Annotated in this window: 23 protein-coding genes; 13 read left to right on the forward strand and 10 right to left on the reverse strand. The window is 74.0% G+C overall.

All coding sequences use genetic code 11. From position 1 onward, the window contains the following. Nucleotides 1–59 precede the first annotated feature (59 nt). Nucleotides 60–215, reverse strand: a complete 156-nt coding sequence (locus AFB00_RS33010; RefSeq protein ID WP_156819409.1) for a hypothetical protein — start codon at nucleotides 213–215, stop codon at nucleotides 60–62. A gap of 142 nt (nucleotides 216–357) precedes the next feature. Here AFB00_RS33010 and AFB00_RS06370 point away from each other — a divergent pair, with 142 nt between their 5' ends. Further along, nucleotides 358–972, forward strand: coding sequence for a TetR/AcrR family transcriptional regulator (locus AFB00_RS06370; protein WP_231974252.1), 615 nt, complete (start codon nucleotides 358–360; stop codon nucleotides 970–972). Between the two features lie 6 nt (nucleotides 973–978). Here the strand turns inward: AFB00_RS06370 and AFB00_RS06375 are convergent, their stop codons facing one another. From AFB00_RS06375 to AFB00_RS06385, 3 genes are read right to left on the reverse strand one after another with little or no spacing between them, the layout of a single operon-like run. Further along, on the reverse strand, nucleotides 979–1,284 hold the full coding sequence (locus AFB00_RS06375) for a 4a-hydroxytetrahydrobiopterin dehydratase (RefSeq protein ID WP_068796460.1): 306 nt from the start codon (nucleotides 1,282–1,284) through the stop codon (nucleotides 979–981). A 60-nt stretch (nucleotides 1,285–1,344) separates the two neighbouring features. After that, nucleotides 1,345–2,160: an ABC transporter permease gene (locus AFB00_RS06380; RefSeq protein WP_197519767.1), complete on the reverse strand. Its 816-nt coding sequence runs from the start codon at nucleotides 2,158–2,160 to the stop codon at nucleotides 1,345–1,347. Next, the gene (locus AFB00_RS06385) at nucleotides 2,157–3,167 is read right to left on the reverse strand and encodes an ABC transporter ATP-binding protein (RefSeq protein ID WP_068796462.1); all 1,011 of its coding nucleotides are present in this window, start codon (nucleotides 3,165–3,167) and stop codon (nucleotides 2,157–2,159) included. Before AFB00_RS06385 ends, AFB00_RS06380 begins: the two co-directional genes overlap by 4 nt. A gap of 106 nt (nucleotides 3,168–3,273) precedes the next feature. On the opposite strand from AFB00_RS06385, the gene AFB00_RS34630 reads away from it, so the two are divergent. Next, entirely contained in the window at nucleotides 3,274–4,044 is a 771-nt protein-coding gene (locus tag AFB00_RS34630; RefSeq protein WP_068796463.1) for an NUDIX domain-containing protein, read from the forward strand. On the opposite strand, the gene AFB00_RS06395 is transcribed toward AFB00_RS34630, so the two are convergent. Next, a protein-coding gene (locus tag AFB00_RS06395; RefSeq protein WP_156819410.1) for an IS3 family transposase occupies nucleotides 4,045–5,342 on the reverse strand; the annotation gives its coding sequence in 2 pieces (ribosomal slippage) (nucleotides 4,045–5,069 and nucleotides 5,069–5,342; 1,299 coding nt in all). Between the two features lie 83 nt (nucleotides 5,343–5,425). On the opposite strand from AFB00_RS06395, the gene AFB00_RS06405 reads away from it, so the two are divergent. Next, the gene (locus AFB00_RS06405; protein WP_068796465.1) at nucleotides 5,426–5,725 is read left to right on the forward strand and encodes a hypothetical protein; all 300 of its coding nucleotides are present in this window, start codon (nucleotides 5,426–5,428) and stop codon (nucleotides 5,723–5,725) included. Between the two features lie 115 nt (nucleotides 5,726–5,840). Here the strand turns inward: AFB00_RS06405 and AFB00_RS06410 are convergent, their stop codons facing one another. Then, on the reverse strand, nucleotides 5,841–6,647 hold the full coding sequence (locus tag AFB00_RS06410; protein WP_068800057.1) for a carbon-nitrogen hydrolase family protein: 807 nt from the start codon (nucleotides 6,645–6,647) through the stop codon (nucleotides 5,841–5,843). 229 nt (nucleotides 6,648–6,876) lie between these two features. On the opposite strand from AFB00_RS06410, the gene AFB00_RS06415 reads away from it, so the two are divergent. Further along, entirely contained in the window at nucleotides 6,877–7,947 is a 1,071-nt protein-coding gene (locus AFB00_RS06415) for a 3-deoxy-7-phosphoheptulonate synthase (RefSeq protein WP_068796466.1), read from the forward strand. A 23-nt stretch (nucleotides 7,948–7,970) separates the two neighbouring features. Here AFB00_RS06415 and AFB00_RS06420 read toward each other — a convergent pair whose 3' ends face one another. Next, the gene (locus tag AFB00_RS06420) at nucleotides 7,971–8,393 is read right to left on the reverse strand and encodes a YunG family protein (protein ID WP_068800058.1); all 423 of its coding nucleotides are present in this window, start codon (nucleotides 8,391–8,393) and stop codon (nucleotides 7,971–7,973) included. 51 nt (nucleotides 8,394–8,444) lie between these two features. Beyond that, entirely contained in the window at nucleotides 8,445–8,960 is a 516-nt protein-coding gene (locus AFB00_RS06425; protein WP_197519768.1) for a GNAT family N-acetyltransferase, read from the reverse strand. A 123-nt stretch (nucleotides 8,961–9,083) separates the two neighbouring features. On the opposite strand from AFB00_RS06425, the gene AFB00_RS33875 reads away from it, so the two are divergent. Continuing rightward, nucleotides 9,084–9,641, forward strand: a complete 558-nt coding sequence (locus tag AFB00_RS33875) for a TetR/AcrR family transcriptional regulator (protein ID WP_068796467.1) — start codon at nucleotides 9,084–9,086, stop codon at nucleotides 9,639–9,641. Nucleotides 9,642–9,723: 82 nt separating this feature from the next. Here the strand turns inward: AFB00_RS33875 and AFB00_RS06435 are convergent, their stop codons facing one another. Beyond that, nucleotides 9,724–10,356 (reverse strand): hypothetical protein, encoded by a 633-nt coding sequence (locus tag AFB00_RS06435; RefSeq protein ID WP_068796468.1) that lies wholly within the window; start codon nucleotides 10,354–10,356, stop codon nucleotides 9,724–9,726. A 610-nt stretch (nucleotides 10,357–10,966) separates the two neighbouring features. Further along, a complete protein-coding gene (locus AFB00_RS06440) occupies nucleotides 10,967–11,569 on the reverse strand; it encodes a class I SAM-dependent methyltransferase (protein WP_068796469.1) in 603 nt (200 codons plus the stop codon). A 141-nt stretch (nucleotides 11,570–11,710) separates the two neighbouring features. On the opposite strand from AFB00_RS06440, the gene AFB00_RS06445 reads away from it, so the two are divergent. From AFB00_RS06445 to AFB00_RS06475, 8 genes are all read left to right on the forward strand, one after another. Next, nucleotides 11,711–12,637 carry a DUF6772 family protein gene (locus AFB00_RS06445; RefSeq protein WP_068796470.1) on the forward strand — a complete coding sequence of 309 codons (927 nt, stop codon included), beginning with the start codon at nucleotides 11,711–11,713 and terminating at the stop codon, nucleotides 12,635–12,637. Beyond that, on the forward strand, nucleotides 12,634–12,966 hold the full coding sequence (locus AFB00_RS06450; protein ID WP_068796471.1) for a hypothetical protein: 333 nt from the start codon (nucleotides 12,634–12,636) through the stop codon (nucleotides 12,964–12,966). Before AFB00_RS06445 ends, AFB00_RS06450 begins: the two co-directional genes overlap by 4 nt. Nucleotides 12,967–12,970: 4 nt before the next feature. Continuing rightward, nucleotides 12,971–14,272 (forward strand): MFS transporter, encoded by a 1,302-nt coding sequence (locus tag AFB00_RS06455; RefSeq protein ID WP_068796472.1) that lies wholly within the window; start codon nucleotides 12,971–12,973, stop codon nucleotides 14,270–14,272. 53 nt (nucleotides 14,273–14,325) lie between these two features. Next, the gene (locus AFB00_RS06460; RefSeq protein ID WP_068796473.1) at nucleotides 14,326–15,402 is read left to right on the forward strand and encodes a LacI family DNA-binding transcriptional regulator; all 1,077 of its coding nucleotides are present in this window, start codon (nucleotides 14,326–14,328) and stop codon (nucleotides 15,400–15,402) included. A 797-nt stretch (nucleotides 15,403–16,199) separates the two neighbouring features. After that, the gene (locus AFB00_RS33015) at nucleotides 16,200–16,370 is read left to right on the forward strand and encodes a hypothetical protein (RefSeq protein ID WP_156819412.1); all 171 of its coding nucleotides are present in this window, start codon (nucleotides 16,200–16,202) and stop codon (nucleotides 16,368–16,370) included. Next, nucleotides 16,367–21,679, forward strand: coding sequence for an AMP-binding protein (locus AFB00_RS06465; RefSeq protein ID WP_068796474.1), 5,313 nt, complete (start codon nucleotides 16,367–16,369; stop codon nucleotides 21,677–21,679). The genes AFB00_RS33015 and AFB00_RS06465 overlap by 4 nt, the downstream gene beginning before the upstream one ends. Then, a complete protein-coding gene (locus AFB00_RS35415; RefSeq protein ID WP_068796475.1) occupies nucleotides 21,676–25,257 on the forward strand; it encodes a condensation domain-containing protein in 3,582 nt (1,193 codons plus the stop codon). Before AFB00_RS06465 ends, AFB00_RS35415 begins: the two co-directional genes overlap by 4 nt. Continuing rightward, nucleotides 25,254–26,237: a TauD/TfdA family dioxygenase gene (locus AFB00_RS06475; protein WP_156819413.1), complete on the forward strand. Its 984-nt coding sequence runs from the start codon at nucleotides 25,254–25,256 to the stop codon at nucleotides 26,235–26,237. The genes AFB00_RS35415 and AFB00_RS06475 overlap by 4 nt, the downstream gene beginning before the upstream one ends. The last annotated feature ends 5 nt before the right edge of the window (nucleotides 26,238–26,242 follow it).

The following is a 26,242-nucleotide window of genomic DNA, read 5'->3' on the forward strand; positions in this document are numbered from 1 at the left end:
CGATCGTGGATCCGGCACCGGGAACCGCGTCGGCCGGGCCTGACAGGCGGACCGGACGGTCACCCTCGCAGCAGCGCGACCAGTTCCGGGACGACCGCCCGGTCCGCGTCCAGCCAGCCGAGCGTGGCGATCTCCCGCACCCCGATCCGGGACGGTTCAGTCTGCGTGGTGCTGCGCGTCGAGCATGGTCGTTCCGTCCTCGTCTGGTCGTCCACCCTGGTCCGTGGGCTCCAGTAGCGGTCATGCCGCGGCGGCACACTCAAGGGATGGTGACGCGGACCACTCGCCCGCCGGGCCGGGCGCGCGCCCGCCGGACCGCCAATACAGCGTGTTAGTTTCTCGGCGGGAGGTGGTGTCGTGGACGAGGAGACGCGGCGCAGGCTCGGCAGCCGGGACCGGATCCTGCTGGCGGCAATGGAGCTGTTCGGGGAGGACCCGACGGCCAGGCTGAGCGTGCGTGCGATCGCGAACCGGGCCGGGATCAGCACCGGATCGCTCCGCCACCACTTCCCGACCCAGCGCGAGCTGCAGGACGAGGTGCTGACCCGGGTCTACGACCTCGCGCTGCCCGGCGACGGGATCCACGACAGCTCGGTACCCGCCCGGGACCGCCTGGTCGGCTGTCTCCGGCAGGTGCTGGTCGGGGTCGGGCTGGGCGCGCAGGCCCGGGCGGCCACGCTCCGGGTCGTCGAGGAGTTCGTCGCCCCCGAGCCGACCGAGGAGGTCCGGGCCGCCTACACGGCCATCGCGCAGCAGATGCAGGGCCGGGTGGAGTACTGGCTGGCCGTGCTCGCGAAGGAGGGCGTGCTGCCCGAGGGCGACAACGCCCGCCGGGCGGCGTTCCTGCTCACCGTCCTCAACGGGCTCGGCATGGAGCGGGCGCTGCCGGTCGGGGAGTCCGTCCTGCAGACCGAGAACGACACCCTCCACCTGGCCGTCGACTGCGTGCTGGGCGCGGCCGCGCCGCAGTGACGGCGGTCAGCTCCCGCCGCCCCCGGTGCTGATCCGGTCCGAGATCTGCGCGGCGAGATCGGTGTCCTTCGCCGTCAGGCCGCCCTCGGAGTGGGTGGACAGCCGGAAGGTCACCGTGTCGTAGCGGATGTCGATGTCCGGGTGGTGGTCCGCGGCCTCGGCGTCCTCCGCGACCCGGTCCACGACGGACACGGCGGCGACGAAGTCGGGCAACGTCGCGGTGCGGACGATCGTGGCGCCGTCGCGCTCCCAGCCGGGCAGCTTCTGCAGGGCGGCGGCGATCTCGTCATCGGTCAGCAGCGGGGTGGCCATCGGCCCATGGTGGCGCAGAGCACGCCCGCCGTCGCGGTGGGCCGGTCACCGGGGAGCGGCTCAGCCGTCGCGGCGGGTCAGCAGGTACACGACGATGCCCGCGCCCGCGACGGCGAACCCGGCGGCCCGGGCGGTCGTCGCCCACAGTGCCCCGGTGCCGACGGCGGCGTCCATGACCTGCGCCAGCACCTCGTGCCAGTGCCCCGACGGCAGCACCGGGGCCACCGGCGGCCAGACGACCGCGGCCAGCGGGGCCACGGTCACCGCGGCGAGCCCGATCGCGACGACGGCCACCGAGCGCCGCACCGCGGCGGACACGGCCAGCAGCAGCATCCCGAGACCGGTCAGCTGGACCGCGATCCACCCGGCGAGCAGCAGCGCCCGCCCGATCGTGCCGCCGGCCCCGAACGGCCCGGTCCCCAGCACCACCGACCCCACGAGCACCGAGATCCCGGTGACGACGAGCGCGGTGACGACGGCGGTGCAGAGCACGGCGGACGCCTTGAGCAGCAGCAACCTGCCCGGCCCGACCGGGGACAGCCGCAGCCCGTCCAGCGTGCCCCGACCGCGCTCGGTGGCGAACGCGTCCGCCGCGACGAGCACGACCGGCATCGCGAGCGAGAACGCAGCCGGTTCGGACATCGCGATCGTCAGGACCCCGAGCGCGTGTGCGAGCGGCTCGCCCGCCCCGGCGAGCGCCAGCACGGCGAGCACCGGCACGACCGCGGCGGTGACGAGCACGACGACGGTGCGCGGCCGCACCAGGGCCAGGTCCAGCTCCGAGCGCAGCAGCCGGGGCAGCGGTGCGGCGGTCCGGCGCCGCGGGCGGGGCGCGGCCCGGCCCGGACCGCCCGGCCCCGGTCGGCCCGCGTTCACCGGTCGGCCCATGACGAGCCGGCGACCGCGGTGCCCGTCGGGTCCGGTCCGGCCGCGCCGGTGAGGCGGGCGAACACCTCCTCCAGCCGGGCCGTCGGCCGGGTGACCTCGTGCACCGCGACGCCGGCGTGCACCAGCAGCGCGACCACGTCCGGAGCGCCGGGCCCCGGGCCGACGTGCACCCGCCCGTCCGGACCGGGTTCGGCGTCGACGCCCCGGTCGAGCAGGGCCCGCACCGCCAGCTCCCGGTCCGGTGTGGTGACGACCAGCCGTCCGGGGCCGGCGTCGAGCAGCTCGCGCAGCGGGCCGGCGGTGATGAGCCGGCCGGCCTGCAGCACCGCGACGTGGGTACAGGTCGCCTCGATCTCGGCGAGCAGGTGCGAACTCACGATGACCGTCGCCCCCGCGGCGTTCATCTCCGCGATCAGCCGCCGGACGTCGCGGGTGCCGGCGGGGTCGAGGCCGTTGGTCGGCTCGTCCAGCACCACCAGCCGGCGCCGGGCCAGCAGCGGCACCGCCAGACCCAGCCGCTGCCGCATGCCCAGTGAGTACTCGCGGACCTTGCGGTCGGCGACGTCGGACAGCCCGACCCGGGCGAGCACGGCCCCGACCGCCGCCGGGATCCGCGCGGTGTCCAGCAGCGGTTCGGCCGCCGCGTACCGCAGGAGGTTCTGCCGTCCGGTGCGGTGCGGGTGCGCCGCCGGCCCCTCGATCATCGCGCCGACGTGCGGGAGCACCTCGGCCGCCCGCCACGGCAGCTGCCTCCCGAGCAGCTCGACCGCGCCGGTGCTGGGGCTGAGCAGGCCCAGCAGCATCCGCATCAACGTCGTCTTGCCGGCGCCGTTCGGGCCGAGCAGGCCCAGCACCGAGCCCATCGGCACGTCCAGGTCGATGGTGTCCACGGCCCGCACGTGACCGAAGTCGCGGCCCAGCCCGATGGCCCGTACGGCGGGCGGCCTGCCGGACGGGCCCGGCGCCGCGGGGGCGCCCCGGGTCTGCTGCTGCACGGCACCAGCCTGACCGCCGGTGGCCGCGAGCGCAGCGATTCGGCGATATCCGTGCGAAATCCTGCCCGTCGGGCCGGGCGGCCGCCCGGCTTGGGAGGATCGGCCGGTGCCGGTGCTGAGCCTCGACAGTCACGTGGACGGTCCGCAGGCCCTGGTCGCCGGGGTGCTCCGGGAGACGTCGACGGCGGCCGGTGCCGTCGCCGGGATCGGGGTGCGGCTCACCGCGCCGGCCGGGCTGCTGGTCGCCGGGGACGAGGTCCGGATCGGCCTGCCCCGCGGCGGTCCGGCGATCCGCACCCGGATCACCGTGGCCGGGACGGGCGGGCTGCACTCGGCGCGGGCCGCCGGTCCGGTGCGGGTCCTGCGGCACGCGACGCGGCTCTCGCCGGGGGACGCGGGCGGGACCCTGATGCAGGACGAGCTCGTGTGGTCGCCGCCGCTCGGCGCGGCCGGGCGGATCAGCGACCCGCTGCTGCGCCGCGTCGCCGCCCGGCTGCTCGCCGCGCGCCGCGACGCCGTGGCCCGGCGGGTCGCCGAGCTCGGCCGGGCGCCGGTCGTGGTCGGCGCGGCGATCGTCCGCGACGGACGGCTGCTCGTGGCCCAGCGCTCCTACCCGGCCGAGCTCGCCGGGCGGTGGGAGCTCCCCGGCGGCGGTGTCGAGCCGGGGGAGACGGAACCGGAGGCACTGGCCCGCGAGTGCGTGGAGGAGCTGGACACCCGGATCGTCGCGGGGGACCGGATCGGGACGGACCTGCCGATCGGCCGCCGGGTGCTGCGCATCCGCACCGCGACCCTGGCCCCGGGGTCGCCGGAGCCGCGGGCCCGCGAGCACCGGGCCCTGCGGTGGCTTTACTGCCGGTGGTTTGGTGGCCAGTGATCATCTGGCCGATGGTTCTGTGTCAGCGTAGTGGGCTGCCTCGAACTCGGTGGGGCTGATCATGCCCAGACTTGAGTGCAGTCGGCGGTTGTTGTACCACTCGACCCAGCTGGCGGTGGCGTACTCGACGTCGGCGATCGTGCGGTAGGGGCCGTCGTGGAAGACTCGGGTGCGGATGCATTCGGCCTTGTAGAAGCCGTTGATGGTCTCCATCAGGGCGTTGTCGTAGGCGTCGCCGACGCTGCCGACCGAGGGCCGTATGCCCTCGAGGTGCAGGTGCTCGGTGAACCGCAGACTCGTATATTGCGACCCGGCATCGGAATGGCAGATCAGCTGGTCCCGGGCCACGGCTTTGCCCTCGTGGGCACGTCGCCACAGCGCCATCCGTAACGGCACGTCCACCAGCTCGACGTCACGAGTGAGCGCGGCGTGCCAGCCCACGATCTTCTGCGAGAAGCAGTCCACGATGAACGCCACGTAGGTGAACGACTGATACGTGCGCACGTAGGTGAAGTCGGTGACCCACTTGCTGTCGGGTGCTGAGGCGGTGAAGTTGCGGTCGAGCAGATCAGCGGCCCGCTGGGCGGTCGAGTCCGGGATGGTCGTGCGCGGCCGTTTCCCGCGGACCACTCCGGCCAGCCCCACCGAGCGCATCGCCCGGTCGACCGCTCCGAACCCAGCCTCGGGCAGCACCGTTCGACGGATCAGGGCCAGCATCTTGCGACGCCCATAAAGTCCCTCTGGGGCCAGCACCGGTTCGCCGGCGCGGTTGGTGGTGAACGCCGCCGCACGGACGGCGTCTTCGACCAGGGCGTCGGTGACGGTCCGGGCCGCGACCCGGCCGGCGGCGCCGTTCCTGGTGCCGGTCCGAGCGCACCAGGCCCGCAAGGTTCGTGCCGCGATCGTGAGCCCCAGGGTGTTGAGGGCAGCAAGGATCGACTCGACGGCATGACCAGCAGCCCGCATCTGATCGACGAACGCGACGATCAGCGGTTTCGGGGGTCGAGCTCCCCCACGAAGAAAATCGTCGCCGACTTGAGGACCTCGTTGACCTCGCGCAGGCGCTTGTTCTCCGCCCGCAACCGCCGCAGCTCCTCGCGGTCATCGCTGGTCACGCCCGCTACGACGCCGGTGTCGACGTCGTGCTGGGACACCCAGCGACGCACGGACTCACGCGACACCCCGAGTGACTCAGCGACCTGGACATGCACGGCACGCTCGGTCGAGTACGCCGAACGATGCTCGGTCACCAGACGCACAGCCTGGCTCCGAACCGCTGGGTCGATCTTCTTGGGCACGACACCCATCCTCTCAGCCTGCTCACAACGGAGCGGCAGAGAAGCCGGGACGGTTCATCCTGCCGACCCTGGACCTGCCGCCGGTGGCGGCACCGGCGCCGGCCGGCGGGATGCTCTGGGGCGACGGGTTCGAGATCGAGACGGTGATCAACACCCGGATCGCGGCCGCCGGGCTGACCATCACCGAGGTGCCGTCGGTGGAGCGCCTGCGCATGTTCGGCGACACCAACCTGCGTACGTTCGCCGACGGTGCCCGGGTGCTCCGCACCCTGCTCGCCGAGCGCCGCCGGGCCGCCGCCACCGGCCCTGCCCGCACTCCCACACCCGCCCCCGGTCGCACTCATGGAGCTTGGGCCCGGCGGCACCGGGCTTATGCTCCATGAGTGCAGCCGGGGCGGGGCCGGCCCCCACCCCTGGCGTCGCACTCATGGAGCTTCGGCCTCGTGAGACGAGGCTCTGGCTCCATGGGTGGAATCGGCGCGGGAGGGGCCCGGGGGCTCAGAAGCGGCGGTTGGCCAGGACGGGGATCCGGGTGCGGACGTGGGCTGCGGCCGCGGGGTCGACGTCGGTCACCAGCAGGCCCGGCTCCGCGCCGAGGGTGTCGACGACCTCGCCGAGCGGGCCCGCCACCATGCTGAACCCGATCCCGGTCGGGGCCTTCCCGTGCTCGCGCCCGACCGTCGTGGGGTCGGCCTGGTCGCAGGCGAGCACGAAGGACCCGGTGTCGAGCGCACGGGCCCGCACCAGCAGCTCCCACTGCTCGCGCTTGCCCTCCCCCGCGCCCCAGGACGCCGGGACGAGCAGCACCGCGGCCCCGGCGTCGGCCAGCCGCTGGTACAGCCCGGGGAACCGGACGTCGTAGCAGGTGGACAGGCCCAGCCGGACCGGGTCACCGGTGATCGGGTCCGGGACGTCGACGGTGACCGGCTCCGTGCCGGGCGCCACCGTGTCGGACTCGGCGAACCCGAACGCGTCGAACAGGTGGACCTTGTCGTAGCGGGCCTCGACCCCGGCCCCGGTGACCAGCAGCGTGTTGTGCACCCGGCCGTCCCCGGACGGCGTGAACATCCCGGCGACCACCGTGATCCCCGACGCGTCGGCCAGCTCGCGCACCCGGGTCACCCACGGACCGTCGAACGGCTCGGCGACCGGGCCCAGCGCCACCCCGAACCGGCACATCGTCGCCTCGGGGAGCACGAGCACCCGCGCACCGGCCGCGGCGGCCTCGGCCACCCGCCGGCCGACCTCGGCCAGGTTCTCCTCCGGGTCCGTGGTGGACGCGATCTGGGCCAGGGCGATCCGCATGTCCCGGTGGTACCACGCCCGGGCTGCGGGCACGTGATCGTGCGGCGACCGGTCGGTGGGGTACGGTCGGATCGTGCTGCGCGCCTACTACTACTGGTTTCGCCAGCCGGCCCGGGATGGGTCGGCCGGCGCGGTAGCGCGCTGACCCCCACCCCCACGAGCCGGCACCATGGACCGGCTCGGGCGAGATGATCCTGGGCGGTCCGCCGGGAGAGGACGACCGTCCCCCATGAACAACCGCCCCGCTGCACTGATCGACGCCCCGCTGGACGACCGGCGCATCGAGCGGATCAGCCCGCTCATCTCCCCCGCCCTGCTGCGGCACGACCATCCGGCCACACCGGAGGTCGCCCGGACCGTCACCGACGGCCGGGCCGCGGTGACCGGCGTGCTCGACGGCTCCGACGACCGGCTCCTGGTGGTCGTCGGACCGTGCTCGGTGCACGACCCCGAGGCCGCGCTCGACTACGCGCAGCGGCTCGCGGCGCGCGCCGGGGAACTCTCCGGTGAGCTGTGCGTCGTCATGCGGACCTACTTCGAGAAGCCGCGCACCACGGTCGGCTGGAAGGGTCTGATCAACGACCCGGGCCTGGACGGCACCTTCGACGTGAACCGTGGCCTGCGGACCGCGCGGCAGCTCCTGCTCGACGTCTCCGCGCTGGGCCTTCCGGTCGGGTGCGAGTTCCTGGACCCGATCACCCCGCAGTACATCGCGGACGTGGTGACCTGGGGCTCGATCGGCGCCCGGACCGCGGAGAGCCAGGTGCACCGGCAGCTGGTGAGCGGGCTGTCGATGCCGGTCGGGATCAAGAACGCCACCGACGGCGACGTCCGCGCCGCGATCGACGGGATGCGGGCCGCCGCCGCGTCGCACGTGTTCATGGGGGTCAACGCCGACGGGCTCGCCGGGCTGGTGACGACCACCGGCAACCCGGACACCCACGTGATCCTGCGGGGCGGGACCCGGCCCAACTACTCGGCCGCCGACGTCGCCGCGGCCGGGGCGGCCGTGCGTGGCGCCGGGCTGCCGGAGCGGGTCGTGGTCGACGCCAGCCACGGCAACAGCGGCAAGGACCACGAGCGGCAGGCCGTCGTCGTCGGGGAGCTGGCGCAGCGGATCGCGGACGGCGAGCGCGGCGTGCACGGGCTGATGATGGAGAGCTTCCTGGAGGCCGGCCGCCAGGAGCTCGGCCCGGACATGGTGCGCGGCCGGTCCGTGACCGACGCCTGCATGTCGTGGGACACGACCGACGAGCTGCTCGGCACCCTGGCCGACGCCGTCCGCCGCGGGCGGCGCTGAGCCGGGGCCGCCGGGCGGGGCGCTCACCCCCGCCCGCCCGCGCCCAGCCGGGCCCGCACGCGCCGGCGCAGCAGCGCGTACTGCGCGGCGCAGCGCCGGGGCGGACCCGGCGGGCGCGGCACCGGCCGCGGTGGCTGCACCGTCTCCCCCGGGGCGAACTGCTCCCGGGTGAGATCGACCTCGGCGCCGCCGGGCAGCCGGTTCCACCAGTGGTAGCCCTGCAGCCGGCCGTCGGCCAGCCACACCTCGGCGAGCAGGAGCTCGCCGCCGAACAGGTCGTGCAGCACGAGCGCGGTCGCCCCGCACTGGCCCCGGGCCGGGACGGCGGGGTCCCAGTCGCCCGCATCGGCCTCGTCGCAGGTGTCCCGCCCCCAGGACGCCCGCAGCGCGGCCGCCACCTCGGGCAGGGCGGGCGCCGGGAGGACCGGGTGCAGGGCGGCGGGCATGGCGCGGACGCTACGGCCGACCACCGACAGTTCCGGCCGCGCCGGGACCGTTCAGCAGGTCGTCGATCGGATCCGCGAGGCCCGGGGGACGGCGCGCTCCATGCGGTGCTCGGTGATGCCGTCGGGGCGCTCGACCCGGCCGAGGTCGACGAACCCGTGCCTGCGGTAGAGCGCGGCGGCCCGCTCGTTGCCGACCACGACGTGCAGGGCCAGCCGCACCGCGCCCCAGCGCGCCGCCCGGTCGAGCACCGCGTCGATCAGGGCGTCGGAGACCCCGGTCCCGCGGGCGTGCGGTGCGGTCCAGAGCGCGATGAGGTCCGCGATGCCGTCCTCGTCCGGCGGGACGGCCACGACCTGGGCGCACGGACGGCCGTCGAGCTCGGCGACGAGGTACCGGCCGGGCGCGGCCAGCCGGGCGCGCCACTCGTCCGCACCGGCCCCGAGCCAATCCTCGAGCCTGCTGTGGAACGCGTGCGGAGCCTCGGCGAGCGCGGCCAGCCGGAGATCGCGCCAGGTCGCCCAGTCGTCGGATCCCAACTCCCGCACGGTGATCGACGGATCCGTCACGCGCACCTCCGGGGTCGGGACCGGAGGGCGAACCTAGCAGCGGCCCGACGGCCGGTGCGCCGGGACCGGGTGCGCGGCCGACACGCAGCGACACGACACCGTCCCCTTTGGGAGGATGCCGCGGTGGATCCCAGGGTGGTACGCACGCGCAGGCGACTGCAGGACGCGTTGCTCGCCCTCGCCAGGGACCACCCGTTGGAGTCGATCTCCGTGGCGGACGTCGCGGAGCGTGCCGGGGTCAACCGCAGCAGCTTCTACCAGCACTACGGCGACAAGGAGGCGTTGCTCGCGGCCGCGCTGCGCGCGCAGGCCCGGGCCGCCGGTGCCGACCTGTCCGACCTGGTGACGACCGACGTCGGGCCCGACCCCCCGGCCGCCCTGCTGCGCTGGTTCGCCCACGTGGCCGACCACGCGACGCTCTACCGGCAGGCACTGGGCGGGGCGGCGGCCCCGGACGCGGCCGCCGGGATGCGGCGCTGGATGCAGGAGTTCGTGGCCGACACCGCCCGCCGGCTGGGTTTCACCGAGGACGACGCGGGGATCCCGGTGGACGTCTTCGCCGCCGGGATGGCCTGGTCGCTGCTCGGGGTGGCGTCGAGCTGGCTGGAGCACGATCCGTTGCCCGCCCCGGAGGTCGCTGCCGGGTGGGCGTGGCGGATGCTGGTCCGGCGGGACTTCTGAGTGCGCTCGGTGGTTCCGTTCGGCCGTGCCGCCCGGGCCGGGTCCAGCGGCCCGGGCGGCACGTGCCTCACGCACCAGGGACTCAGCCCTGGACGATCCCGGAGTTGCTCTGGTCCACCGAGGTGGTGGACTGCGAGACCGGGCCACCGGACAGCAGCCCGCCGATGTTCAGGGTGGGGCTGATCGAGGCGTCGATGTCGAGCAGGCCGCCCTTCTGGGAGGCGTAGCCGCCGCCGTGGCCGTGCTTGCCCGAGCCGGACTGCAGGACACCGCTGTTGGACTCGTCGACGGTGGTCGTCGACTGCTCGACGGAGCCCGAGTTGAGGATGCCGCCGATGTTGGCGGCCGGGCTGACGTCCAGGCCGAGGCCGACCAGGTCGTCGACCTGCACGGCGTCACCGGCACCGCACCCGGACTGGACGATGCCCGAGTTCGAGCGGTCCACGGTGGTGGTGTGCTGGGAGACCGGGCCGCTGTTGGCGATCCCGCCGAGGTTCAGGGCCGGGTCGACGGCGGCGTCGAGACCCAGCAGGCCGCCCTTCTGCGAGGCGGAGGACGGGCTGCAGTCACGGTCCTTGTCGTGCCCGCCGTCGCCGTAGTCACCGGCGAAGGCGAGGCCGGCCGAGCCGAGTGCGAGCGGGACCGACAGGGCGCCGACGGTGGCGACGCGCCGCAGGGTGCGGCGAGAGGGGGACGTCGTCTCGGGGGCGTTCATGGCACTCCTTCTGTTCTGTTGGCCCGACCGCCGGGGTCACCGCCGGTAGTGCACGCAGTGTCACGGCCAGGTGCCACAGAACGTACGGATCTCTCACTCGTCCGAGCGGTGCACCCCTCCAGAGTTACCCATTTTGTACGTTTTGTGGCTTTCGCGGCGACCGATCGACGTTGATCAACTACACCCAGTGCTGTCCGCCATCTGTCGGATAGCCACTCTCCGTATAAGTGACGGCCGGTCGCCGTTCGTGATCTTGCCGCGGCCCGACGAGGCGCAGATCACATCGGGGCAACGCGCGGCGCCGCGCGGCGTCCTACTGCCCGGACGCCCGCGACAGCGGTCCGGGCGACACCGTCACCCTTGGCGGGTGACCTGCGTGGATGCACCACCCGGAGCAGCCCGGACTGAGCCGATCCCCCGGTGCCGGTGAACCGCTCGCCGCATATCAATCGTCGAGCGGCACCACGAAACACGCCCCCGGCGCGTCGCGAGTGATGATCGCAAAGGACGGCTCTCCGGAGACGTTCGTCGACCTGCTCAACGACATGGCCCGTCTGGAGTAACGCCCGGCGCCGAGAAATTACGCCGACGGGGTGAGGCATGGCACCGGTCACACCCTCGGAGCGTTCCACACCACCGCGTACCGCCACAGCGGCAGGTGCCGCCACCGGCAGCCGGGGAGCGCCGCGACGGCCCCGGCACGCACCTCGCGGTAGCTGTGCGGCGGGGGCCAGACCGCCGGCGCGGAGTGCTCCCAGAACCCGTACCGACGGCTGAGCACGGCGTGCTGCACGGTCCCGGCCAGCACGAACACCGCGTCCGCCGGGGTCGTCGACCGCGCGAGCCCGACGACCACGAGCACGCCGCCCGGCGCGGTCAGCTCCGCGAGCCGCGCGAACGCCTGCTCCGGCTCCGGCAGGTGGTGCAGCGTCGCGATCGAGGCGACGACGTCGAACGACGCCGGCGGGAACGGGTGGGTGCGGACGTCGCCGTGCACCCAGCGGACCGAGCCGTCCTCGCGCCGGGCGGAGTCCAGCACCGGCGCGTCGACGTCGATGCCGGTGACGTCGGGGACCCGGCGCGCCAGCTCGGCGGCGAGCAGGCCGTTGCCGGTCCCGACGTCCAGGGCGGTGCGCGCGTGCGCCGGGACGGCGTCGAGCACCAGGCGGTGGTAGTGGATGTTGTGGTTCCACCGGTGCGGTCCGGGCGGCACGTCGTCAGCACCCCGGAGCCGGACGACCCGAGCGGGACGGGCGACATGTCGGTCGGCCTTGACAGTCCCGGCCCGCAGGTCTACAAGTGATAAATCGATTGTTCATGCCGCTCCATCCACAGATCGGACCGCGAGAACCAGATGCCCCTGACCGCCGCCGGGTTCTACGATCCCCTTCCCCGCGTCCTCACCGCCGACGACTTCGACGACGGGATGAACGGCTGGCTCGACCTGCGCCCGAACTTCGTCGCCCCGGACTTCCGCGAGCACTCCGACGACATCGACCTGATCCACTGGGGTCCGACGATGCTCAGCTCGGCGACGTTCGCCTTCGGCGGGACGCACGGCTCCGCGAACGGGACCTACTCGCTGAAGATCTCCAGCCGGGCCGCCGCCGCACCGGCCGACCAGCCGCCCGCACCGGGCTCGATGGGGCTCGCGATCAAGCGGCTGTCGGTCCCGCCCCGGGTCCGGCGGCTGCGCATCGAGACCCTGTTCGCCTACAAGGTCGAGCAGGACCGGCCCGGACTCGGCGTGAACGACCTGCGGGCCTTCGGCATGTTCGTCGACCTGCAGGACAGCGAGCACCGCTACATGCCGGGCGTCCGCTACGTCAACGCGGTCGGCGGTGAGCCGGTCCGCCGCTGGCAGTTCTACAGCCCGACCGACGCCGACGACCGGGAGTGGAGCTACGGCGCCGACGGCTGGCACAAGGCCGGCATCGACCCGCAGTGGTTCGGCGCCCGGCGGGCCGACGGCTCGACCGCCGCCACCACCTGGTTCCCCGACGGCGGACAGCGGCTGATCTACAACGAGTCCGACGACAAGCTGAACTGGACGCCGCTGTCGCTGACAGTCGACCTCGCCACCCGCCGCTACGAGGAGTTCCGGGTGGGGTCGCGGATCCTGCGCTTCCCCGACGGCGCGCACCCCACCCTCGCACCCGCCTACGACGACATCGAGGGCCTCCTCAACCCGGTGTTCTTCGTCGAGGCCGACACCGACCGGCGGGTCTCGCTGTTCCTGGACTCGGTCGTGATCTCCGCAGCGGGAGGACAGCGGTCGTGAAGACGTTCTACACCTCGGTCGTCGAGCTGCGGGCGCACTTCCCCGGCCGGATCCAGACCCATCCCTACGAGTGCGGCTGGGCCGACGAGGCGATCTTCTTCGTCGACCTGCACGATCCCGAGCCCGGTGACGTGCTCGTCCTGCGTACCCAGCTCAGTGCCGACGGCATCCGCTGGCTCGACGAGGGCGGCGTCATCGAGACGAACACCAGCGCGTTCACCAGGGTCGGCCACTTCGGCGGGTTCCTCCGCCTGGTCGGTGCGGCCCACCGAGCCGACGGGTCCGAGACCGGCGCGACCGTCTCCGTCCGTCTCGCACTGAAAGGCTGAGCCCATGACCAGGCGGATCAACCGGGCGACGGTCGGTGCCACCGCGGGCACCGCCCTGGAGTGGTACGACTTCTCCCTCTACGGCACGGCGAGCGCGCTCGTCTTCCCGGCCGTGTTCTTCCCGACCGAGGATCCGCTGGTCGCCACGCTGACGTCGTTCGCGACGTTCGCGGTCGGCTTCTTCGCCCGCCCGATCGGCGGCCTGATCATCGGCACCCTGGGCGACCGGTACGGCCGGCGGCAGATGCTCTTCCTCACCCTCGTGCTGATGGGCGTCTCCTCGACGCTGATCGGGGTGATCCCCGGCTACGCCGCCATCGGGGTGGCCGCGCCGATCCTGCTGGTGGTCCTGCGTGTGCTGCAGGGGTTCGGGGCCGGCGGTGAGTACGCCGGCGCGACCCTGCTGGCTGCCGAGCACTCGCACAGCAGCACCCGCGGGATGAACGCGGCCATCCCCGGCGCCGGGAACGCGGCGGGCGCGCTGCTCGCCACCGGCGTCCTGACCCTGCTCAACACCACGCTGTCGGACGAGGCGTTCCTCTCCTGGGGCTGGCGGGTGGCCTTCCTGCTGAGCATCGCGGTCAGCATCGCCGGCGTCGTCATCCGGCTGCGGGTCGAGGAGAGCCCGGAGTTCACCGCGACCAAGGCCGCCGGACGGGTCCCCCGGGTCGCCATCGCCGAGCTGTTCCGCAGCTCCGGGCGCACGATCCCGCTGGCGATGCTGGCGAGCATCGGCCCGAACGTGGCCAGCTACCTGCCGTCGGTCTACGCGCTGACCTACCTCAGCACCAGCGTCGGCGCACCGGCCTGGATCGGCCTGACCGGGATCATCATCGGGAACCTGATCAAGCTCGTCACGATCCCGGTGGCCGGTCTGATCAGCGACCGGGTGGGACGCCGGCCGGTCTTCCTCGCGGGCGCACTCGGCGGCGTCGTCCTGATCTACCCGTTCTTCTTCCTGCTCGACACCGGCACGCCGGTGCTGGTCTGGGCCGCCCTCGTGCTGATCTTCACGTTCTGCAACGACGCGATGCTGGCCGCCCAGTCCGGTTTCATGTCCGAGCTGTTCCCGGTGCGCTACCGCTACACCGGCGTCACGTTCAGCCGGGAGATCACCGGGGCCCTCGTCGGCGGGACGCTGCCGTTCGTGGCCGCCTGGCTGACGGCCTCGGCGGGCGGCGGGTCCTGGCTGGTGTCGCTGTACTGCGCGGTCCTGCTCGCCCTGTCCGCGCTGGGCATGTACCTGCTGCCGGAGACCCGGCCCACCGGCGCGGAGACCGCTGGGCGCCAACGCATCGAGTCCTGATTCACCCGAGGCGGCGGTCGGCGCGGCGGCCGCCGCCGGGCATAGTCGATCGTATGAGCCGGGCACCGCGCGACAGCCGTCCGACCGCACCGTCCGGGCCGGTCCGGCTCGCCGACGTCGCCGCGGCCGCAGGCGTCTCGCGCCCCCTGGTCTCGCGGGTGCTCAACGGGGACCCCGCGGTCCGGGCCGCGCCGGAGACCAGGTCCCGGATCCTGGAGACGGCGAAGCGGCTCGGCTACGTCCCCAACGTGGCGGCGCAGAGCCTGCGGGTGAACCGGACCGGGCTGATCGGGCTCGTCGTGCACGACCTGTCCAGCCCGATCTACCTGGACCTGATGCGCGGCGCGCGGGCGGAGGCGTCGCGGCACAACTACTTCCTGGTGCTGGGCGACGTCGACGAGCTGCTCGACGACGAGGCCGCGTTCACCATCCTGGTCAGCGGGCGACGGGTGGACGGGCTCGTCGTGCAGGGCGGGCACGGCGAGTTCGACCGGCGGATCGCCGACATCGCCGGGGCGCTGCCGACCGTGGTCGTCAACGCGCCCGCGGCCGAGGGCAGCTCCGTGGTGCAGGTCTTCCCGGACGAGCGGGCCGCGACCCGGCTGCTCACCGAGCACCTGATCGGGCTCGGCCACCGGCGGATCGGGCTGGTCTCCGGTCCGGAGAACTCGTTGACCAGCAGGTCGCGTGTGGAGGGCGTCGAGGCGGCGCTGACCGGTGCCGGTCGCACGCTGCGCGCCGAGGACCGCGTGCACACGGAGTGGACGGCCGAGGGCGGCCGCAGCGGACTGGCCGAGCTGGTCGCGCGGCACCCCGGCCCGGACCGGCCGACGGCCCTCGTCGCCGGGAACTCGCTGATCGGGATCGGAATGCTGGGAGCGGCCGCGGCGCACGGGCTGTCGGTCCCCGGCGACGTCTCCGTCGCGGCGGTGCACGACACCTGGCTCAGCGAGCACCTGGTGCCGTCGCTCACGACGGTGAGCCTGCCGCTGCAGGAGGTGGGGACCCTGGCGGTGCGCACGCTGCTGGACCCGCCCGGGGAGGGGACGCGCATCGAGCTGTCGGACCCGCCGCCGGTGCTGCACGCGCGCGCCTCGACCGCGCCGCCGGTCCACATCGTCCGGACGTAGACCCGACCGCCGGGGACGGAGCGGATCTGTCACTCTCGGTAGTTCAACGATCGCCGAACCGTGCGAGAACAGAAGGCGAACAGCATTTTTCGTCTCTCTCCGTAATCGTGGACTCGATCTACTAGATCACTTCGAGACGGCAAGATCATATTCTCCTGCCCGCCGGTTACCGCAGGTCCGACGGCTCAGGACGCCGCCCGGAAGGGGTCCGCCATCGTGCACCGTTAGCGATGTCAACGATATCCGTCACAGCTTGCGTCCGTTTTAGCAGGCTGATAGGAATTATCGCGAACGTCACCGGAACGGGGGAGGCCATGGAGAGCCAGGACACCGGAACACCGCTCTGTCTGCACACTTCGCTGTTCTGAACCCTGGCGGGGGCACCGCTCCCGGGTGACCGGGTACTGCGGAGTACGCGGTGCCGGGCCAGATCTCCGACGCACGATCGATCTCGGGCATGGGATCTCAGCGTCTGCTGCCGACCTGGGCATGGGTTGGCGCACTCGCAAGATCGACGTCGGTGTCGCGGCTCGGTCACCGACTCGTGGGACGGTCGGCGACCGGCGCACCGGAATGCTTCCGGAACGCCGGTCCATAGCACGGTTCCACGCTGCGCAGAGATCGCGTCGTTTGCAGGAGCAAATTCGGTTCGCGTCCCGGGATACGACATCCCGGTCACGAACCGAGGCTGAAGCATGGAATTTTCCGTCTGCGCTCCACTGCGCGGGCGATGATGACGGTCGCAAAGAGGGGCATTCGTCATGGACATGGCTTACGTATGGATTGCCATCGGTTGGATGGCCTTCATCGCCGTTCTCGTGGTCGTGGTCGTCACGGTGCTGACCGTGCTGCTCTCGAACCGCCGACGGATGTCCCCCGACCGGCGCCGGCACGAGCCCGGCCCCAGCCCCGCGGACCCCGGCCGCCCACGTGACACCGCAGAACGGACCGACACGGACCGGGGGTGACGCTCCCGATGAAGCGCCTCACCGCGACCCAGTCGGCGATGCTCTTCGAACAGATCGGGGCCCCGGCGACCGCCGGCAACAACGTGATCGCCTCGATCCTGGTGCACAGCCGCGCCTCCGCCGACGATGTGCGTGCGGCGTGGGTCCGGGCACTGGACCGCCACCCCGTCCTGACCTCGAGGGTGGTGCCCTCGGACTCCGGGTACGCCATCGAACCGGTTCCCGGGCTGATGTCGGTGGACGTCGCGGCGACCGCCGACGTCACCCGCACCGACGTCCGCGACGAACTCGCCCGCCGGGTCCTGCGGCCGTTCGATCTGTTCGGCGGTCCACTGGTGCACGCGATCGCCCGGCGGGACGGGACCCGGGTCATCGGGGTGATGTCGGCGCACCACCTGCTGGTCGACGTCGTCAGCGCCCGGATGGCGATCAACGAGTTCTACGCGTGCCTGCGCGGGTTCGAGTACGGGACGTCGGGATCGGAACTGCCGCCGAGCGCGGACTTCGACGATCACGTCGAACGGGAGATCCGCTACCTCGCCTCCCCGGCGGCCGGCCGCGATCGCACCTACTGGCGCGACCATCTCGCCGGTTTCGCCCGCGATCCGCTCTCGGGGCTGCGGACGTCGCGCACCCGGGTGCCCGTGACGGAACCGGACGTCGTCCCCGACACCTCGATCCGCATCGAGGCGGAACCCGACTCGGCGCAGGCCATCCGTGAGTACGCCGAGCAGCGGCAGGTGCCCTCGTCCGCCCTCATGCTGACGGCGTACCTGCGGGCACTGCGTACGGCGTCGGCGGACCCCGGTGCCACGACCGACATCGCCGTGGCGCTCCCGGTCCTGCGCCGGCGCAAGCAGCACACGTACACGCTCGGCAGCTTCACCCAGCTCGCCGCGGTCCGGGCCCGGGTGGGCGGTGACTTCGACACCGACCTGACATCGGTACGGGACGGCATGACGGGGGCGCTGCGCCACGGGACCCTGCCGATGAGCGAGATCGCCCGGTTCGCCGAGGTCCCGGGGGCGGTCACCCGCACGACCTTCCTCTACGAGCCGTCCCATCTCGGCTTCGGCACCGCGTTCATCCTGGGCGACCGGTACGTGCTCGACATGAGCGGTTACGACGGCCTCGCCTACCCGCTGCCGTCCCAGCGGGGGCAGTTCCCGCTGCGGCTGCAGGCCGGTCTGGTCCACGGCCGGTACGTCTGTGCCGTCCACTTCGGCGACGGCTTCGGGGACGCCGCCCGGAAGGTGGCCGTCGCGTTCCGCGACGAGCTGCGGGCCGTCGTCCGGCGCGCCGGGCACACCCCGGACGCACCGGTGGAACTCGTGCGGCCCGACGCCGCGGGCTCCGGCTGGAGACACCCCGCCCGAACCCGCCCGGCCACCCCCGACGACGTGCTGGACCGGATCGCCACCGCGGTCGCCAGCCACCCGGACCGGCCCGCCGTCTCCACCATCGGCACCGGCGACCCGGTCGGGTACGGGGACCTGTGGCGGGAGGCGGGACGGGTCGCCCGGACCGTCGGAGCCGCGACCGGCGAACTGGTCGGGATCATGATGCCGAAGGGACCCGCGGCCGTCGCGGCGATCCTGGGGGTCCTGCGCTCCGGGAACCCGTTCGTAGTGATCGACCCCGCGTACCCGGCGCCGCGGCGCGCACACATGCTGCACGGCCTGTCCAGGGTCGTCGTCGACGGCGACGCCTGCGACCCGCCGGAGGTACCCGCCGACTTCGCCGGGACGGTCCTGACCCACCCCGGGACGGACGCCGGCGAGGAGGACGCCACCGACGAGCCGCATGTCCGGGGGGCCGGTGCGCTACTGAGCGCCTACGCCGTCTTCACCTCCGGCTCGACCGGCCGGCCCAAGCGCGTCCTGGTCGGCAGACCGGCGCTCGCCCGGTCGACCGGCGCCCGCGACGCGTACTACGGCGCGCCGGTGACCCGGTTCCTGCACCTGTCGTCACTCTCCTTCGACAGTGCCTACGCGGGTCTGTTCTGGACCCTCGCCACGGGTGGTGAGCTGGTACTGGCCGACATGACGACGACGTCGTCGACGGCCGAGCTGGCCGCGGCCGTCCACCGGCGCCGGATCACCCACCTGCTGGCGATCCCGTCCCTGTACGAGGCGCTGCTCACCGACGAGAGCGCCGAGCTGGGCTCGCTGCGCGAGGTGGTCGTCGCCGGCGAGGAGTGCCACCGCGAGCTGCGCAGGCGGCACCGGGAGAACCTGCCGTGGGCCCGGCTCACCAACGAGTACGGCCCGTCCGAAGCGGTCGTGTGGGCGACCGCCGCCCGGCTCGGCGGGCTCCACGAGCCCCGGCACGCACCGGGCGGCGACGGGGACGTCGACGCACCCGTGCCCCTCGGGCGGGCGGTCGACGGGATCACGGCGGACGTCCTCGACACCGCGGACGGCGTGGGCGCACCGGTCCCGCCCGGAACGGTCGGCCAGCTGGTGCTGTCCGGCACCCTCGCCGCCGGTTACCTCGGTGACCCGCGCGCGACGGCTGCGGCGTTCCGGCCCGACCCCGGGTCGGCGCACGGCGGCCGTATGTACCTGACGGGTGACCTGGCGGTGCTCGCGCCGGACGGCGAGATCGTCTTCCGTGGCCGCACCGACCAGCAGGTCAAGATCGCCGGGCACCGCGTGGAGCTGACCGAGGTGGAGGAGGCCGTCCGTGCCCGGCACACGGGCCGGTGCGTCGCGCTCGCGGTCCCCGCGCCGGGCGGACGCCACGAGCTGGCCGTGGTGGTCGAGCGGCGCCCCGCAGCCGGCGCGCCCGCCGAGATCGGCGCCGCTGAGCTGCGGACGGAGCTCGGCCACGTCCTGCCGCCCTACCTGGTACCGCGGACCGTCGAGTTCGTCGAGGCGCTGCCGCAGACGGTCACCGGGAAGATCGACCGTCCGGCGGTGGAGGCCCTCCTCGCCGCGCACCGGGCCGGCAGCACTCCGGTCGCCGGGAACCGCGCGGAGCCCGGCGATCGGAGCGGGCCCGAGGACCCGGCGGGGGATCCGGCGGAGGCCCCGGTCCCCGTCCCGGCGATCGGATCGGTGACCGACGCCGTGGTCGCCGCCGTCGCCCACGGCCTCGGGACCGAACCCGCCGACGTGGACCCGGAGCGCAGCTTCCTCGACCTCGGCGGCGACTCGATCGCCGCCATGCGGGTGGTCGGCTACCTGCACCGCAGGGGCGTCCGGTTGACCCCCGGTGCCGTACTGGGTGACCAGAGCCTGCTCGACCTCGCCGGCGACGCGGAGGAGGAGAGCGCCCCGGAGCCCGGGGCGCCCGCCGCGGACCGGTCCCCGGCCGGGATCCCGGCCGCGCCGGCCCAACGCGCCATGCTGATGACGACCTTCGGCGAGCCCGGATCCGGTGTGTACGTCGAGCAGTTCGTGCTCGACCTCGCCGGCGACGTCGACGTCGCACGCCTGCGCGACGCGTTCCGCGCGACGTTCGCGGCGTTCCCGATCCTCACGTCGGTTCCCGGGCCCGCCCCCCACGACGTGCTGCACCCGGCCGACGCCGACGCGGTCGCCATCGAGGTGATCGAACGGGATCTCACCGGCCCGGCCTGGGACACGTGGGGCGACGCCGACCGGACCCTGGGGTTCCGCTCCGAGACCGCGCCGCTGTCGCGCGTCACGCTCGCCCGCGGCGGCACCGGTGTCCGCTGCGTCTGGACCCACCACCACGCGGTCGCGGACGGGTGGTCGCTGCCGGTCGTCATCGAGGCGCTCGCCGCCGCGTACCGGGGGGAACCGCTGCCGTCGCCGCAGCAGCACGAACCCACCACCCCCGCGCCCGCGGCGCCCGACGGCGGCGGGTCCGCTCCGCTCCTGCCGCTGCTCGACGGCGTTCCCCGTCCGGATCCCGGGGGCACGGTCCGCACCGTCGAGGTGGCGCTCCCCGACGGTCTCGGCACCGCCGCGGGTGCCCTCCGGGTCACCGCGGCCGCGACGCTCAACACCGCATGGGCGCTCACCCTCGGCGGTGCGTTCGGCACCGACGAGGTGGAGCACGGCATGGTCGGCAGCGGCCGGGACGTGACCGCGCCCGGCGCGGACCGGGTCGTGGGGATGTTCGTACGCATCGACCCGATCCGGACGTCCTGGAGCGAGGGGGAACCCGTCTCCGCGGTGGCCCGCCGGGTCGCCGGGAGCGTGGCGGGAGCGCTGGACGCCCCGGCCGTCCCGTCCTGGGCACCCGAGTCGGTCGTCGTCGTCGAGAACTACCCGCTCGATCCCGCGATCCTGTCCTTCGGCGAGGCCGTCTCGGTGACCGCGGTCGATCTCGTGGAGCGCACGGAGTTCCCCGTCGTGGTCCAGCTCCGCACCTGGCCGCGGACGCACTGCCTGCTGCACGTCGACCCGGACCGCGTCCCGGCGGAGCTGGCCCGCCGGCTGGCGGACCGGCTGTCCGCGGTGCTCGCGGTCCTGCCGGCCGCGGACGTCGTAGGCGACGTCCTGCGGGTGGACACCGGCCATCCGGTCTCGGAGGTGCGCGGTACCGGTGGCCCGCCCGGCACCGGTACACCACGGCTCGGGCTCGTCGAGGCCGTCACCGCACACGCGAGCACCCGTCCGGACGCGCTCGCGGTCGTCGGGCCTGCGGTGCGGCTGACCTACCGCGAGCTGGAGCAGCGCCGCGCCGAGCTGGCCGGGGCGCTGCGCTCGGCGGGGGTCCGGCCGGGGGACGTCGTCGCCGTGCGGGCCGCCCGGGACGTCCCGCTGGCTCCGTTGCTCCTCGCCGTGCGGTCCGCAGGGGCCGTCTGGACCGTCCTCGACGAGGACCTTCCCGCGGACCGGGTGGCGACGGTGCTCGACCGGTGCGGCGCGAACTGGTCGGTCGAGCACCCCGGCGGACACCCCCGGATCGCGGGGGTTCCCGGCGCCGGGCCGGAGGAGCCCGCCACCGACGTAGGCGGGCGGGCACGCGCCGTCCGCGACGGAACCGCCTACCTGATCTTCACCTCGGGGACGACCGGCACACCGAAGTGCATCGCGGTGTCCGAGGCGGCCTTCCACGCCCACCTGTCCGCCGTCTGCCGGCGCTTCGGCTACCACGCCGGGGACACCGTTCTCGTCTTCGGTTCCCTCGGGTTCGACGCGTCGCTCGAGCAGCTCTTCGGCGGTCTCCTGGTCGGGGCGACGACGGTGATCCGGCCGGCGTCGGCCCTGGAACCGGCGGAGCTCGCACGCCTGCTGCACGCCGAGGGGGTCACCGTGTTCAACCCCCCACCGGCTACTGGTCCCGATTCGTCGCCTCCGGCGTCGAGCTACCGGCATCGGTCCGGGCGGTGATCGTCGGCGGGGACGTCCTGCCGGGCCGCAACGTCGTGGGTGAGCCGGTGTTCTGGAACGCCTACGGCCCGACCGAGGCGGTCGTCACCGCACTGGCGCACCCGGCCGGTGGGACCACCACCGACGAGCCGGTCCCGGTGGGATCCCCCACCGGTCCGCGTGGCGCGCTGGTGGTGGGCGCGCAGGGCCGGCCGGTCGAGCGGGGTGTCGTCGGCGAGATCCACCTCGCCGGGTTGCTCGCCGACGGTTACCTCGGTGATCCGGCAGCGACCGCCGACGCCTTCCGGCCCGATCCCGGCGCCGGCGACGACGCGGCACCCGGGGACCGCGTGTACCACTCCGGGGACCTCGGGGTGATGGCCGAGGACGGGACGATCCGCTTCGTCGGGCGCCGCGACCGGCAGGTCAAGGTCCGCGGGTACCGGGTCGACCCGGTCGAGATCGAGGCGGCGGCGGCCGCGGCACCCGGGGTCCGGGACGCGCGGGCCGTGCTGGTCCCCCCGCCGTCGGAGGACGCGGCGAGCAGGCTCGACTGCGTGGTCGTCCCCGATCCCGGCGCCACCACCGCACCGACCGAGGCCGGGGTCCGCGCGACGATGGCCGGGATCCTGCCGGCCGCGCTGCTCCCGTCGCGGGTGCACGTCACCGACGAGCTGCCGTCGACCAGGTCGGGCAAGGTCGACGACGAGTCGCTGCGGCGGCGCATCTCGGGCACGACCGACGGCCCCGGCGAGGGGACGACGGACGGGGCGTCCGCGGCGGACGGGTCCGGGGTCGCCGGCATCGTGCACGCGGCGCTGCGCAGCGTCCTGGGTCCGGCGTCGCCCGGCATCGGCTTCCTCTCCGCGGGCGGGGACTCGCTGCGGGCGCTGGAGCTGTGCGCCGTCGCCCGCCGCGACGGCGTCCTGCTGGACGCAGCGGTCGCCCTCGCGGACGGGACCGCGGAGGACCTGATCGCCACCGCCGTACCGGATCCCGCGACGGCGGCGACCGGCCGCCAGCCGGACCGCAGCGACCTGCTGCCGCCCGCGGTGCACTGGTTCCGCGAGCGGATCACCTCCGGCCCGGCCCCCACGTGGAACATGGCGGTCCGCATCGAGTTCGACGAGCTCCTGCACGAGGCGGACGTGCAGCGGGCGGCCCACGAACTGGTCCGGGTGCACCCGATGCTGCGGGCTCGGCTGGAACAGGCCGGGGCGGCGCCCGAACTACGGATCGGCCCGGCGGATCCGGTCGTCACCTGCTCCGACACGACCGAGCCGGACGTCGAGCAGGCCCTGGACCGGGTCTTCGACACCCTGACGGCCCGGGTCGCCATGACCTCCGGTACCCCGATCGGCTTCGGTGTCGTCCGGGTACCGGACCGCTCCCGGACGATCGTCCTCGTCGTCGGGCACCACTTCGTCACCGACGTCGTGTCCCTCCAGATCGTCGCCGCGGACCTGCGCGAGGCACTCGCCAGGACGGGCGAGCCGGACTTCCGGCTCCCGGCCGAGCACACCAGCGTGCACGAATGGCTGACCTGGCTGCAGGCCAGGGTCGGCGACGGTGAGGAGGCACGACGGGCCCGGGCCGCCTACCGCGGGTTCCGGGCCGGCGACGACCGGCCCGTGATCGCGCCGGGGACCGAGGGGGAGGCCGTCACCGTCCGGCGCGCGGTGCCCGCCGGGACGGTGCGCCACGGGTGCACGGCCCTGACCGCCGGGACCGAGGAGCTCCTCCAGGCCGCGGCCGCGACCGCCTGGTCCGAGGTGACCGGCGCGGCCGTGACGGTGCTGGAGATCGAGACGCACGGTCGCGCCCTGCACGCCGACGGTATCGACCTGACCCGGACCGTCGGCTGGCTGACCGGGCTGGTCCCGGTGCCGGTGCACCGGGCCACGCCGGCCGTGCAGATCTCGGAGATCCGCGGACGGCGGGCCTACCTCGACCGGGACGGGCAGACGGTCGCGGTGTTGCGCCATCTCACCGGCACGGACCCGGCACCGGGAACGCGGCCGGACATCGGGGTGAACTACGTCGGCAGGCTCGGTTCCCGGGCCGACGCCACCGCCCGGCCCCACCTCTCCGAGGGACTCCGGAGCCCCGGCCTCCCCCGCCCGGTCGCGGTGCAGATCGACGCCTGGTTCGACGACGACGAGTTCGTGCTCCTGGTGGAGGCCGGCGTGCCGGAGCTCGCCGAGCGGATCGCGGCGTCCGCCGTGCGCTGCCTGGAGGACGCCACGCGATCGGGGACGGTGCCGGTGCGGGCCGGCCACGTCCCGGTCGACCTGGGCGGCAACGACCTGCAGGACCTGGTGGCGGAGTTCGGGGAGATCGAGGCCGTGGCGCCACTGACCGGGGTGCAGGAGGGGATGTACCTGCGGTCGCAGGCCGACGGCCGCAACGCGGCCTACATCGAGCAGATCGCGCTCGGTCTGCCCACGGGCACCGATCCCGAACGGTTGCGGTCCGCGGTCGATGCCGCGGTGGCACGGGATCCGCTGCTGCGCGGCTCGGTGGTGTGGCACGGGCTCAACGAGCCGGTCGTCGTGACCCCACGGGCACCCGGCCGGGCGGTACGCACCGAACACGCCGGGCCGGACGGGCTCACCGGGTTCGCGGCCGAGGAGGTGGCCGCCGTCGCTGCGGGGCCCGGACTCCTGCGGGCGGTCGTCGTCGGCGGTGCCGATCCGGCGCTCGTCCTCACCGTCCACCACCTGGCTGCCGACGGCTGGTCGATGCGGTTGCTGCTGGACCGGATCGACGCCGCCTACCGCGATCCCGGCACCGTCAGCAGCCCGGTCGACCTGCGCGCCGTCGAGCACATGGTGGTCCGGGCGGCGGAACCGGGTCCGGCCGCTGCGGCCCGGGACCGGCGCGCACCGGCGACGGTGCTCCCGGCCCGGCTGCCGGGTCCGTCGCAGGGGGCGGCCGACGGCAACGTCGACCTGACCGTGCTGCTCGGCCGGGACGCGGCCACCGCGCTCCGGCGGACCGCGGCCGGCAACGGGGTGACGCTGTCCACCCTCGTGCACACGGCGTGGGCCCTGGTACTGGCGGAACCGGACGGCGACCCGGACCGGCCGCACCGGGTGCGGTTCGGCTCGATCGCGCAACAGCGCCCGCCGGGCCACGACGACGCCGTGGGGATGTACATCGAGGACCGCACGGTCGACGTCGACGTCCGCCCGGCGACCGAGCTCTCCGCTCTGCTCACCGAGGTGCACGCCGCCCTCCGGGCCGTCCTCGGGACCGGCGCGACCGGCGCCGCGGGTCCGCCCTACGAGACCGCGGTGATCGTCGACGACGCCCGGGGCGCGAGTTCGGCGGCCACGTTCCTCGGGCACCCGCTCGATCTCCGCTGGTCCCGCGAACGCACCGGACTGGCCCTGACCCTGTCCGTCGTCGACGGCGGACCCGCCTCCGGGATCGAGATCACCCTCAACTGCGACACGACGCGGGCCGACCCGACGGCCGCGCGAGCTGTCCTCGACCGCTGCACGGAGATCCTCACCGGCCTGGGGCGCCGGGACCCGATCGCCGCCGACCTGTGGCGTGCCAGTGCACCCACACCGACCACCGGGACATCGCGATGACCGACACGACCGACACGACCACCTCCGCCGGGCACGACCCGGCCGCAGCCCGGGTACGGACGCTGCCGGCCGGCGGGCACCCGCGTGACTGGATCGAGCGCAACGCCGGGGACCTGCGGGAGCAGCTGACGGCGACCGGGGTGCTCCGCCTGCGCGGGCTCGGCGCCTTCGCGAGCGAACTCGACACGATCGGCACCGCGATCACCGGGCTCGACACCCTGGAGTACCACGGCGGGGCCACTCCGCGGACCCGGCTCGAACGCCGCGTGTACTCCTCCACCGACTTCCCGGCCACCCATCCGATCGATCTCCACTCCGAGCTCGCCTACTCCCCCACCTGGCCCCGCTACCTGGCGTTCAGCTGCCTCGTGGCCCCGCGCACCGGGGGTGGCACCCCGATCGCCGGTACCGCGGCGATCGCCGACCGGATCCCGGCCCGGCTCGCCGAGCGGCTGCACCGGCACGGGGTCCGGTACCGGCGCACCTTCCATCCGGTGCTCGGGACCGACTGGCGGACCGCCTACGGGGTCGACGACCTCGACGGGCTCCGCAGCGCCTGTGCCCGGCGCGGTGAGACGGTGAGCCGGGCCGACGACGATCTGGTGGCGACCACCGTCGACCTCCCGGCCTACCTCGCGCACGGGGGTCGCGAGGTCTGGTTCAACCAGCTCGTCGCGTTCAACGCCCGCACGCTGCCCGACGAGGTCCGGGAGGACCTCGAACTGGTCGTCGGCCCGGACGCCATCCCCAAGGACACCCTGGACGGTGCCGGTGACCCGTTCACCGCCGAGGACGTCGGCGCGGTGCGGACGGCCGTCCGCGGCGCCACCACCACCGTCCCGTGGGAGGCCGGGGACCTGCTCCTCGTCGACAACCGCCGCTACGCCCACGGCCGGGAGCCGTTCACCGGCGACCGGGAGGTCCGGGTCTGCATGTTCGGCACCGACGGATGGCCGGGCCCGCACGGGGCCGGGCGGTGAGGGGA

This window comes from Pseudonocardia sp. HH130630-07 (assembly GCF_001698125.1).
Taxonomy (GTDB): domain Bacteria; phylum Actinomycetota; class Actinomycetes; order Mycobacteriales; family Pseudonocardiaceae; genus Pseudonocardia.